This is a genomic window from Vibrio aquaticus, from assembly GCF_003970385.1.
GTDB classification, from domain to species: domain Bacteria; phylum Pseudomonadota; class Gammaproteobacteria; order Enterobacterales; family Vibrionaceae; genus Vibrio; species Vibrio aquaticus.
On sequence record NZ_RXZH01000007.1, the window covers coordinates 95,976 to 108,865 of the forward strand.

At 37.9% G+C, this 12,890-nt stretch carries 11 protein-coding genes; all 11 read left to right on the plus strand.

What is annotated here, in order from left to right; all coding sequences use genetic code 11:
* The gene (locus tag EJ063_RS15175) at nt 1-786 is read left to right on the plus strand and encodes an SDR family NAD(P)-dependent oxidoreductase (protein WP_126575198.1); all 786 of its coding nucleotides are present in this window, start codon (nt 1-3) and stop codon (nt 784-786) included.
* A gap of 45 nt (nt 787-831) precedes the next feature.
* Nucleotides 832-1,911, plus strand: coding sequence for a UDP-2,4-diacetamido-2,4,6-trideoxy-beta-L-altropyranose hydrolase (pseG, locus tag EJ063_RS15180; RefSeq protein ID WP_126575199.1), 1,080 nt, complete (start codon nt 832-834; stop codon nt 1,909-1,911).
* Nucleotides 1,908-2,558, plus strand: a complete 651-nt coding sequence (locus EJ063_RS15185) for a formyltransferase family protein (protein WP_126575200.1) — start codon at nt 1,908-1,910, stop codon at nt 2,556-2,558. The genes pseG and EJ063_RS15185 overlap by 4 nt, the downstream gene beginning before the upstream one ends.
* Nucleotides 2,548-3,234, plus strand: coding sequence for a formyl transferase (locus EJ063_RS15190; protein ID WP_126575201.1), 687 nt, complete (start codon nt 2,548-2,550; stop codon nt 3,232-3,234). The genes EJ063_RS15185 and EJ063_RS15190 overlap by 11 nt, the downstream gene beginning before the upstream one ends.
* Nucleotide 3,235: 1 nt before the next feature.
* A complete protein-coding gene (gene pseI, locus EJ063_RS15195) occupies nt 3,236-4,291 on the plus strand; it encodes a pseudaminic acid synthase (RefSeq protein ID WP_126575202.1) in 1,056 nt (351 codons plus the stop codon).
* Entirely contained in the window at nt 4,281-4,955 is a 675-nt protein-coding gene (locus EJ063_RS15200) for a PIG-L deacetylase family protein (protein ID WP_126575203.1), read from the plus strand. The genes pseI and EJ063_RS15200 overlap by 11 nt, the downstream gene beginning before the upstream one ends.
* A 37-nt stretch (nt 4,956-4,992) precedes the next feature.
* Nucleotides 4,993-6,129: a hypothetical protein gene (locus tag EJ063_RS15205; RefSeq protein ID WP_126575204.1), complete on the plus strand. Its 1,137-nt coding sequence runs from the start codon at nt 4,993-4,995 to the stop codon at nt 6,127-6,129.
* Nucleotides 6,126-7,496, plus strand: coding sequence for a capsular polysaccharide export protein, LipB/KpsS family (locus EJ063_RS15210; protein WP_126575205.1), 1,371 nt, complete (start codon nt 6,126-6,128; stop codon nt 7,494-7,496). The genes EJ063_RS15205 and EJ063_RS15210 overlap by 4 nt, the downstream gene beginning before the upstream one ends.
* A gap of 1 nt (nt 7,497) precedes the next feature.
* Nucleotides 7,498-8,736, plus strand: coding sequence for an O-antigen ligase family protein (locus EJ063_RS15215; RefSeq protein ID WP_126575206.1), 1,239 nt, complete (start codon nt 7,498-7,500; stop codon nt 8,734-8,736).
* 15 nt (nt 8,737-8,751) lie between these two features.
* Nucleotides 8,752-10,626: an asparagine synthase (glutamine-hydrolyzing) gene (asnB, locus tag EJ063_RS15220; protein ID WP_126575207.1), complete on the plus strand. Its 1,875-nt coding sequence runs from the start codon at nt 8,752-8,754 to the stop codon at nt 10,624-10,626.
* 100 nt (nt 10,627-10,726) lie between these two features.
* Nucleotides 10,727-12,868: a bi-domain-containing oxidoreductase gene (locus tag EJ063_RS15225; protein ID WP_126575208.1), complete on the plus strand. Its 2,142-nt coding sequence runs from the start codon at nt 10,727-10,729 to the stop codon at nt 12,866-12,868.
* The last annotated feature ends 22 nt before the right edge of the window (nt 12,869-12,890 follow it).

Genomic DNA, 12,890 nt, shown 5'->3' on the forward strand with positions numbered 1-12,890 from the left:
ATGAATCGAAACCTATTTTCTTTAAGTGGAATGACTGCATTGGTTACAGGAGCTTCGGGTTATTTAGGACAAGAGATGTGCATAGGGTTAGCAGAAGCGGGAGCTACGGTTTTAGTTAACTCTCGCAGTGAGGCTAAAGCAGCTGAACTTGTTGAGCGCCTAATATCTAAAGGCTTTGTCGCGGAAGAAGCGATTTTTGATGTTACAGATGAAAATGCAGTTGCAGAGTTCTTCTCTGCTTACCAGAGTGATATAAACATCATTGTAAATAATGCTTATTCAGGTAGTGCTGGGACTATTGAGAGCTCCCACGGGAGTTCATACCTTGACGCTTATATTATTGCGGTGAAATCGGTGCATCATATCGTAAATTCGGCTTTACCGCACCTTAGATCTTCTGTAGGTAAAATGGGTTATGCCTCGGTTATTAATATTGGCTCAATGTATGGTGTAGTAAGTCCTGACCCTAATTTATATGAAAGTGCTGAAACTACTAATCCCCCTTTCTATGGTGCTGCTAAAGCGGCGTTAATACAGTTGACCAAATACTCTGCATGTGAATTTGGAAGAGAAAATATAAGATTCAATTCAATATCACCCGGACCATTCCCTAATTTGGCGACCAATAATGACCATTTTGTAAACAATCTATCTAGTAAAGTCCCTATGGGGAGAGTAGGTAAAGCTGAGGAAATTAAAGGGCCTTTGGTGTTTCTCTCTAGCGAAGCGAGTTCGTTCGTTAACGGAGCGAATTTAATTGTTGACGGTGGATGGACTATTTGGTGACGAAAATATCTGTGAATGTTACTTTATTGAAAGAGAGTTTATAAGGTGAAAGTTCTAGTTCGAGCTGACTCAGGTACTGAGATTGGGACAGGGCATATTATGCGTTGTCTAACATTAGCAGTTGAGCTGCGGCGGCGAAATCATGAGGTGGTGTTTTTATGCCAGAGGTTAGAGGGGAACATTAGCGATAAAATTATAGCCGAAGGCTTTGAAGTACGTTTTGTCGAGCTTTTGAGTGTCAATAATGACAAGCTACCTCACTCTCACTGGCTTAGAAATTCTCAAAGTAACGATGCTATACAAACTATCGAAGTTTTGGGTGAGTGTTTTAACGGTAGAGCTCACTGCCTTATTGTTGATCACTATGGAATCGATCACAGATGGGAATCAATAGTTGGACAACATACTGATAAACTATTGGTGATTGATGACCTTGCCGATAGATTACATTGTTGTGACTTCCTTATAGATCAAACGTTCAACCGCGATAAAAATGACTATGACGCCCTAATTCCAAACCGCTGTAGTATCATGACTGGTACTAAATTCGCCCTGTTGAGAAGTGAGTTTTCAGTTCCAAACAGAATGGTTTTAAAGGCTAGGATATGCTCGCGAAAGCGATCAGTTTCAAATGTACTAATTATGATGGGAGGAACTGATCACCTGAATTTGACCAGAAAAGTTCTAGACTCTATCCTTCCCGATGAGCGTATTACACGAATTACTGTAGTGTTGGGTCCAACCGCCCCACATGTTGAACAGATCAAAAACTATCGAGAGTTGGACGATAGAGTCTCTATCATACGGGATACCTCTGAAATTGTTGAATTAATGTTGGCACATGACATTTGCTTCGGAGCCGCTGGCACATCGTCTTGGGAGAGGTGTGCGACAGGGTTGCCTAGTATCTTAACTTCCTTCGCTAAAAATCAATCAACGATACTTCAAAACCTTAAGCAGTTTGGGGCAATCGACGTATTTAATATAGATGATACGGGACAACAAATACTAGCGAAATTAGAGCAGTTAAGGGATGAAAAAGTTTATGATGAAATGTCATCTATGTGCCTAAAAGTTTGTGATGGAAATGGAACGAAAAGAGTTGTGGATAAAATAACACAATGAATACAATACATACGGTCAATATACTTGTTGATAATGACTCATGGATTTTACCTTACGCAAAAGAGTTTGCTTGCTGGTGTGAGTCTAAAGGTTTAAAAGTGAACTTTGCAAGAGCTCAGAGTGAACTGCTAAATTGTGATATTAGCTTTTTCATAGGGTGTGTCAGAATTGTTAGCTCAGAAAATTTAAACAAAAGTCGTCTAAATCTAGTTGTTCATGAAAGTGCACTTCCAGCTGGTAAAGGTTTCGCTCCTGTTGCGTGGCAAATCTTGGAAGGAAAACGTATCATTCCGATCTGTTTGCTTGAAGCAACAAACGCTTTTGATAGCGGAGATATTTGGGTACAAGAGAGTTTCTCTTTAATCGGAGTTGAGCTCTATGATGAATGGCGAAGAAAACAAGGAGAAGCTACTTTGTCAATTTGTCAGAACTTTATCAATAGGTACCCTCAGATTGAACCAAAGAAGCAACGTGGTCTAGAAACATTCTACGCAAGACGAACGCCTAATGATAGTGAATTGGATATCGACAAAACTATACGAGAACAATTTGAGCTCTTGAGAATAGTTGATAATAATAAGTTTCCAGCTTTTTTTAGCTATAGAGGAAAAAAGTACAAGTTAGAGATTTCAGAGTATGCAGAATAATTATGTAGTGGCGACCATTAAGCCATGGAATATCAAAGAGTTCCAATCGCTTAAAGGTAGGTTATCAGGCAAATGGCATTTAATCACATCTAAAGAAGAGTTAAGTGTAGAAAGATTAGAGCAACTTAATCCTAGATATGTGTTTTTTCCGCATTGGAGCTGGATAGTTCCTTCTGAAATTTTAGAACGCTGGGAATGTGTATGTTTTCATATGGCCGATGTACCATATGGGCGTGGTGGTAGTCCTCTGCAGAATCTAATTGTGCACGGGCATAAGAAGACAAAGCTCAGTGCTTTAAGAATGGTAAACGAGCTAGATGCTGGCCCTGTTTATAGAAAAGTCCCTATGTCTTTGGAAGGAAGCGCAAGTGATATTTTTCATCGTATGGCCCCACTGACCTTTCAGCTGATAGGGGATATTGCTAAAAATGAACCTTCACCACAGGAACAAGAAGGTGATGTCGTAGTGTTCAAAAGAAGAACGCCAAAACAGAGTTTGTTACCAAAGAGTGGTGATGCTTCTTCACTATATGATCACATACGTATGCTGGATGCGGAGACCTATCCAAAAGCTTTCCTAGAGTGGGGAAAGGTCAGGTTAACGTTTGATGAGGCTCGACTGGATGTAGATAATGGTCAGTTGACAGCTAGAGTAAAATTCGAGAGTAATGAATAAAATGAAAGAGATTAAAATTGATGGCCGAGCAATAGGTCCAGCGCATAAACCATACATCATTGCTGAGCTTTCCGCGAATCATAATGGTTCAATTGAAAAAGCTTTTGAAACTATAGAAATGGCTAAAAAAGCGGGGGCTGACGCTATTAAGCTTCAGACTTACACTCCAGACACTATGACCATCAATTGTGATAAAGAAGACTTTCAAGTGAAAGGTGGATTATGGGATGGATATAAGCTTTATGATCTTTATAAATGGGCCCATACTCCGTTTGAATGGCATAAAGCTATGTTTGAAAAAGCTCGAGAGATTGGTATTACAGTCTTCTCGACTCCATTTGATGAAAGTGCTGTCGATTTGTTAGAAGAGTTAGACGCTCCCGCATATAAGATAGCGTCTTTCGAATTAACAGACTTACCTTTGATCAAACGTGTTGCCCAGACGGGAAAACCAATGATTATGTCGACAGGAATGGCGAACTATCAAGAAATCTCGGAAGCTGTAACTACAGCACGAGAGAACGGCTGTGACGAATTAGTCGTGCTACATTGTATTAGTGGTTACCCATCTCCAGTAGAGCAAGCAAACCTAGCAACAATACCAAAAATTGAGAACGACTTTAACTGTATAGCTGGCTTATCGGATCACACTTTAGGAACGGTTGTCTCGGTAGCATCCATTGCAATGGGAGCGAGTCTTATTGAAAAACACGTGACGATGAGTAGAGCAGAGAAAGGTCCTGATTCAGAATTTTCTCTTGAACCTCAAGAGCTGGCAACTTTATGTAGAGAAACAGAAGCAGCTTGGTTGTCTATTGGGAAGGCTGGTTATGAGAGAAAACCAGTAGAAGAAGCGAGTATGAAGTTTAGACGCTCTATTTATTTCGTTCGCTCTATAAAAGCGGGCGACGCGATTTCGAAGTCAGATATTAGACGTGTGAGACCTGGATATGGGCTACCTCCCAAGTACTTTGATGAGCTAATAGGTAAACGAGTTAATAAAGACGTTGACTTTGGTGATGCTACATCATGGGAACTGATAGAGAATGACAACTAAGAATAAAGTGCTGGTCGTAGCAGCCCACTCAGATGATGAAGCTTTGGGGTGTGGCGGAACTATTGCTAAACATGCTCATAATGGTGATGAAGTGTTCGTCGCTTTTATGACTGATGGTGTGGGATCTAGAGAACCTGGTTGTGAAGAGTCAATCGAAAGACATAAGTGCTCTGAAAGAGCACTTGATGTGCTGGGCGTAAAAACGACGTTCAGGTTTGATTTTCCAGATAACCAAATGGACAGTGTCCCGTTGCTTTCAATCAGCAAAAAAGTAGAGAGTATAGTAAGCGAAGTTCGTCCAACTATCGTTTACACTCACTTCTCTGGTGATTTAAACGTTGATCATCGAGTCACCAATCAAGCTGTTTTAACCGCGTGTAGGCCACAGATAGGCTGTAGTGTAAAAGAAATATATTGTTTTGAAGTATTATCTTCGACAGAATGGTCAACGAAAGCTAGAGAGGTATTTTTACCGCAGAAGGTGGTTGATATATCAAATTTTTGGGAAAGGAAGAAAAGAGCACTTATTGAATATAAAAAAGAAATGAGAGCATCCCCCCATAGTAGAAGTTTTCACTCTGTAGAGGCCCTTGCAATTCTTAGAGGAGAATGTCATGGAATAGATAGGGCTGAAGCATTTTATGTTGAACGAATAATTGGTTGATGGCCTTAACTTGTTGAAAATAGTCATTCTTAGGTACATGCTTTTTGCTGTGGTAGGTATAGAGGCGCTTGCTTTGCCTCATATATTAAGTGAAGAAGGGTATGTAGAATTTGAATTTATTAAGTCTACAACATTTTTGTTTCAATTTTTATTGTTAGGTAGTTGTAGTGGCTATCTAACAATTAGTACTTCTAGAGGAAATGACAATCAAAAAAGTATGAACTTCTTCATGCTTTCATCATTGTATATAATCTTCATAGCAACACTTTTATCTTTATTCTATGGCTATTATTGGTCGTTAGTATCACTCATTGCCATGATTGCTTTAGTTATCGAAACCCAGTTTAAATCTGAAGAGAAATATTTTTTCGCTATGGCATTTAAGCCTATGGTTTCGCTAATTTCAATATTTGCAGTAATAAGCCTAAGTGAATGGGAAGAAGATGATATTTTTATGCTTGCTATATTAATTAGTATAGTGATCTACATTTTTGTTTTTTTTATTAAAGGAAAGCTTTTCTCTGAGTTAGGTAAATTACAGCTAGATTTTAAGGCTTTCATTGAATTTTTTGTTCGCGGTCTACCAATAAATTCTTCCGCACTGCTTCTATATGCAATATTTTATTTAGATAGAACATTTATAATAGAAAACTACGAGGCATCAGCCGCGTCCTATTCATTAGCTTTTTCGATTAGCCAAATGGTTTTTATTGCAATAAACATGTTTTCTTATGTAAATGTTGTAGATTTTGGAAAGTGCATAAGACTTCATCCAGAGCGATTGCCCCAGCTGTTAATGGATAAGCTAAGATCATGTCTATTGTTCTACGGACTTATTTCTTGTATATCACTTATCGTAATTGGTGTTTTTATAGAGGATTTCTATGGATTCAATGATCTGTTTGAATTTAGCTTAGTTATCATTGTTATTGGTGGACTGGTTAATGTCCTTATTTCTGTAGGCTCTCTACATACGTATTTAAAAACCCAAAGGTATAATGTAACTGCGCTCGCACTAGTTATGCTTTGCTCATATCTGTTAAATCAGTTGCTATTTCTAAATGATGACTTTTCTTCCTTACATATTTTATTGAAAAGTTACATTTTACTTCTTTTATATTCTGTATTTTCTGTTTCTATTGTAATTTATAAGAGCGTCAGGTGTGATTTATGAACAGTGTCTTTTGTTATGTACGACCTTGGAACTTTGATCAATTTAAGGTCATTGCAGAAGAATTATTCTATGAAAATGGTCTTGATATAAAATATGTGAGCGAACATCAGTCTTTAGATGAACTAAATTTAATTTCTGACTATTATAATAACCTCGAGACTAGGCTGAATAATCAGAATGATTATTTTAATGAAGATGAAATCAATCAAATAATTAAAAAATGTCGCTTATTAAGAGAATTAAGTTATTTTGAGGCTAGAAATCATGTAGTGGCTATGACCAACTCACTGACGAGTATATTTATTAAGTATGAACCTAAAGCATTTTTAAGTGTTACCGTTGATTCGTATATATTGGATATATGTTCAAGGCTCTGTGATAAATTTTCAGTTGTAAAAATGTTTATCGTCCCTTCATTTGTCAACGGACATTTTCGAGTGACTACATGCGGAGAATCAAATCTTGTTCGAGAACCAAACCAAGAGATTGTTGAAAAAATTAACTCTACAGTATTGGATGATTACTATATACCTCATTTCAATAAGAAAAATGTTCAAAATCCAAACTTAAGCTTGTTTAAACGTTTTTTTTCAAATATAGCAAGATATGCTTATTTTTCTATACTGAGAAGAGTTAAAGATGATAAGTATAATTACCATTATTGGTCAAGTGAATTGGTTTCTAGGCAAAATCTATCCTTCGAAATTCCCCTATCTTTAGGTGACGAGAACTGGGAGACCAAAGTAGGGTTAGACAATAGGAAAAATATATTTATTCCGCTACAAATGTATCCTGAATGTACGATTGATTATTGGTCTACTAATGATGATGCAATAAACTATAATGATTTTTTATTTCAAATCATCAAAGGACTATCAAGAAAATTTAATGTTTTTATTAAAGAACATCCTTCTGTTTCTGGTCAAAGGCCTAATGGTTTCTATAAAAAATTGTCATCGATGGAGTCGGTGTACATCATTCCAACAACCGTTCATAGCAACTACATTTTAACAAAAATAGATGCTACAGCTGTACTTACTGGAACTATTGGACTTGAGAGTAATCTGCGAGGCATACCCACTATTTGTTACTCTGGATCATATTATCAAACTGGGTCTTCCTTCTTTCATGCCGAGACAAATTCTAATAATGATGATATCCTCAGTTTTATCGAGGGTTACCATAATGTGAAAAAAGGTAATGAAAAAATAATGTTGCACTTATCTCAACAACTCCTAGAAGGTAGGTTTAGGAATGATGGTAGCTGGAATATGAATAATAGTGAGCATATAAATGAATCTAAGTTAATGGCTCGATCCCTACGTAGTTACTACATTGAAAAAATGAAAAAAATTAAAGGGGAATAAGGTGCCAAACCCATCTAAAGAGTATTTGGTGGCTATAAATCTCTTTCGCCTAGTTAGTCTAACGGTGGGATTGTCTTTAGTTTTGTCAGCAGTCCTTATTTTTTTTAGGTTAGTAACTCCCGTTTTTGGTATTGATCAGTACTCCTTTTCTCAATTAATAATAATATTCAATCTTATTATACTGGCAGTGTCTGGTTTTTCAATTTCAATTATTTGGTTAGATAAGGGTAAAATACCATTTAGCTTTATTATATTTTCCTTAGTGCTTTTTGTTTACTTTTATTACGGATTCATTCTCAACGGTATTAACTACTTTTCATTCCAACATATTTACTACTTCCTTGCAGCATATGTTTTCTTTGAGTTTGGTAGGAATCTACTTGATTATATCTCGTTTTCTCGTCTTCAAGGATTATTTAAACTGGGTTTTTTTTCCAACTTCTTTGTTGTTGTTTGTTATAAAATAATGAGTGTGTTCTATGTGATATACCCAGGATATGGTGGGAGTTTTATCGGGTATATTGCCATCTACTTTCTTTCATTAAGAAATCGTATCTACTTTTTTGTAAGCGTTATTCTTATTGTTGCGCAGGGAAAAAGAAGCATATTATTGTCTTTCATTGCGTCACTGGTTGTCTACTATGCATTTTTTAAGGTTAAGTTAGGTTTCTTTTTTACTTTTTCATTAATGATTAGTTTTGTTACCGCTTTACTTTTAGGGATAGAATACCTAGACCTATACAGCATTGGAGGGTTGGGAAGATTAGCCTACATTAACCCTTTTTCGGATAGGTTCGATCTCTATCTAGGTTCAAGTGGCAGATTTGACGAAATTCTTTCAATGTTTCGAGGCTTTAGTTCATACGGTTTGGAATACTTGTTTGGTCGAGGTTTCGGTTTTAGCTATGAATGGGAGCTTAGCTATAGACCTGACTTTATTGAAATTAAAGGTTATGTGCATAATACTCATCTTCTTATATTTGCTCTTACAGGTTTAGTCGGCTTGTCGATTTGGCTGGGATATTTTATTTTTGTCTTCTCTTCTATCAGAAGACGCATGAACGGATTTCCTCCACATGAACAAAGGATTGTTCAGTTTTTTTGTATGAGTTTGATCTTCTTTTTTATTTCTGGTTTCTTCTCTTTAAATATTATTAGTGATATTTTTGGTGTTATTTGTGTTGGTGTTGTTCACTATTTATCTATTTATTGCAATAGAAAAGGTAGAGAAGCAACTTAAGAATAGGTGTGATTTATGTGTGGTATAGTTGGTGGCGTTGGTGATGTGACTAGCGATCTACTTGATAAGATGCTAAGCGAAATTCAGCATAGAGGGCCAGATAACACTGATACTTATCATTCCGAAGGCGTCGGGTTAGGCCATGCTAGGCTCAGTATCATAGATTTATCTGAATCGAGTAATCAACCTTTATGGGATACATCTCGAACAGCGTGTATCGTATTTAATGGTGAGATATACAATTATAAGAAGCTTCGAGAAGAACTTTTAGAAGGTGGTGTTTCATTTTCTACTCAAGGTGATGCAGAAGTTCTATTAAATACATACTTGAAATATGGTGTCGAAGGGTTGAAGTCAGTATCAGGTATTTTCTCTTTTGCTATTTGGGTTCCTGAAAGAAAGGAACTTTTCTTAGCTCGTGACCCCTACGGGGTTAAACCTCTTTATTACTTGGAAAGCGAGAATAAACTATACTTCTCCAGTGAGATGAAATCTTTAATCCCTGCAATAGATGGTGAGGTAAGTATAAATAAGAATGCTCTACTAAGAACTTTAATTTGCCTTTGGAGTCCGGGAGAAGAAACCATCATAGCTGGTATTAAAAAGATAAAGCCAGCTTATTATATGAAGGTTTTAAATGGTGCTGTTGAACAATATGACAGTTATTGGGAATGGCCAGATTACAAGCCTAACAACTCCCTATCGGAACAGCAGCACTCAGTTAATACTATTGAGTCAATTGAAAAAGCGGTTGGCGAGCAATTAGTATCGGATGTAGAAGTCGGTACCTTTCTATCTGGCGGATTGGACTCTAGTTTGTTAACTGCTTTAGCATCAAGGGAAATACCTGGAATTAAATCATTTACAATTGACTCGAATGAAGGCTCAAGAGGTAATGATGGTTTCAGTGATGACCTGCCTTATGCAAAGGCAGTAGCTAGTTTCTTGAAGTCCGAACTAAATATATTGAAAGCTTCACCTGATATTACGAAGTTACTACCAAAAATGGTATATCATCTTGATGAACTGCAAGCAGATCCTGCTCCTCTTAATGTGCTGCTTATTTGCGAAGAAGCTAGAAGACAAGGTATAAAAGTTCTTCTTTCAGGTGCTGGTGGTGATGACATATTTTCTGGTTATCGCAGGCATTATGCTGTCACCAAAGAAAAATACTGGGCAGGATTACCAAAAGTAGCCCGTAGGGCTTTAAAAGGTGTAACTAGTAAGTTATCTAAACAGAATCCGTCTTTGCGTCGAGTCTCAAAAGCATTTCAATATGCTGATTTAGAAGGCGACGAACGTTTACTATCTTATTTCTTTTGGCTAGATCCATCTATCGCCAAGGGCTTATTTGTTGCTCCCGAGGAGCTAGTCGAGAAGCCATTTGAGTTCATTACTGATGAACTCAACACGTTAAATTATTCCGATCCTTTAGAGAAAATGTTGTACCTTGAGAGAAAATACTTCTTAGTAGACCATAACTTTAATTATACGGATAAAATGAGTATGGCCGCTGGTGTTGAAGTTCGTGTTCCCTTTCTTGATAAAGGAGTTATCGACGTTGCTTCATCTATCCCAAGTAGTCTTAAACAAAAAGGTAAAGTAGGGAAGTCTATTCTAAAAAAAGCTTCTGAAAGCATTTTGCCTATTGATGTTATTTATAGATCAAAATCCGGGTTTGGAGCACCTCTTCGGAGTTGGTTGAAGAATGAACTTTCCGACATGGTTGATGAGTTATTGAGTCAAGAAAAAATCCAAAGGAGAGGTATATTCAAATATGACGCTGTAAAGGACCTAATTGAAAAGGATCGGAAAGGAATTGCTGATTACTCTTATCCAATATTTGCACTTTTGTGTTTTGAAATTTGGTGTCAGCAGTTTTTGGACTAAATAACTAGTATTATGATTTGAGTTGTTCGGCAATTTAGCGTCGCTCATTGTAGAAGGTTTGGGCGAACGAAATGTTGACATTATTTTTATAGGTGGATCGGTGAAGCAAGTTTTACAAGATATGGCAAATGGTGGCTCTAGTTTAGTGGAAGCCCCAGCTCCAATAGCTACGAATGGGAGTGTGTTGATCGATTCAACAGTTTCTTTAATATCTGCAGGTACGGAGCGTATGCTTGTTGACTTTGGCAAGGCTAGCCTTTTAGATAAAGCACGTCAGCAGCCTGACAAAGTAAAGATGGTTTTAGAAAAGGTCCAAACTGACGGTTTGATGACTACAATTGATGCAGTACAATCAAAGTTAGCTCAACCTTTACCTCTTGGCTACTGCAATGTGGGCACAGTTAACTCGGTTGGAAAAAATGTCGAGGGCTTTAAAACGGGCGATCGAGTTGTTTCTAACGGACCTCATGCTGATGTTGTCAGAGTCTCTAAAAATCTATGTGCACTGATTCCAGATAATGTTTCAGATGAAGAAGCTTCATTTACTGTTGTTGCAAGCATTGGCTTGCAAGGTATTCGATTGGCAGAGCCAACTCTTGGCGAATCTTTTGTTGTAACAGGTGTTGGACTTATTGGTTTGCTTACTGTACAGCTTCTTCGAGCTCAGGGCTGTCGAGTTTTAGCAATAGACTTTGATGACTCAAAACTAGAATTGGCAAAACAGTTTGGTGCGGAAACATGCAACCCTGGACGTGGCGAAGATCCTGTTGCTGCTGGTATGGCGTTTAGCCGTGGCAAAGGAGTCGATGGTGTTATTATAACAGCATCAACTAAATCGAATGACCCTGTTACGCAAGCAGCACGAATGAGTCGGAAGCGGGGACGTATCGTATTGGTTGGTGTTACTGGCTTAGAGTTAAACCGAGCGGACTTTTATGAGAAAGAGCTGACGTTTCAAGTATCATGCTCTTACGGCCCGGGACGATATGATTCAGATTATGAAGATAAGGGTAACGATTACCCATATGCATTCGTACGTTGGACAGAGCAAAGAAACTTTGAAGCCATTTTGGATATGATGGCTTCAGGGCAGATGGATGTTAAGCCTCTTATTTCACATCGCTTCAATTTTGAGGAAGCACCAAAGGCATACGAGCTTCTAACATCGGATAGATCTGCGCTTGGTATTTTGCTCAATTATGGTAGTGAGATAGCACCTCGTCATAAGAAAGTTGTTGAATTAGATTCACGTGTAACTTTCCAAGCTGCTAAACCAATTGTTGGCTTTGTTGGTGCCGGAAACTACGCTTCACGAATGCTCATTCCAGCATTTAAAGCAGGAGGAGCACAGCTTCACACAATTGCTACATCTGGTGGTATCAATGGTGTGACTCATGGTGAAAAAGCTGGTTTTTCAAAGACAACAACAGATACGCAGTCAATGATCATAGATCCAGAGATCAACACTGTTGCTATTGTTACTCGTCATAATAGTCACGCCAAGTTTGTTGCAGAAGCTTTAAATGCAGGAAAACATGTTTTTGTAGAAAAGCCACTAGCGATTTCACTATCGGAGCTCGCTGATGTTGAGGCTGCATATTATTCGAAAACCTCTACTGATGCTGCTCCAAAATTAATGGTTGGCTTTAATCGTCGCTTTTCGCCGCAAGTTCAAAAGATGAAGGAGCTTCTTTCTTCAATTAATGAGCCTAAAACTTTTATGATGACAATGAACGCAGGTGCAATACCTGCCGAACATTGGACTCAAGATAGTAATGTTGGCGGTGGTCGTATTATCGGAGAGGCATGTCATTTTGTTGACTTGATGCGCTTCCTTGCGGGTTCGGAAATCACTTCAGTACAATGCAGAAGGATGGGTGATACAGACAGTGTAGAGATTACAGAGGATAAAGCGGCTATTATTCTAGGCTTTGCTGATGGCTCTTTTGGTACTATCCATTACTTGGCAAATGGTGCAGCTAGTTTTCCTAAAGAGCGAGTTGAGGTTTTTGCCGCTGGTCGAGTTCTTCAATTAGACAATTTCCGAAAATTAAAAGCCTTTGGTTGGCCTGGCTTTTCAAAAATGAACCTGTGGAAACAAGATAAAGGGCAAGCTGACTGTTCCACCGCATTTCTTCAATCGATAGAGAAAGGTATAGATGCCCCGATTCCAGCTAGGGAGTTGTTTGAAGTCGCTAAAGTGACAATTGAAATTGCAGAACAGCTCCGTCGTCAGAAATGATAAGTAAAGACAAGGTTAAGAC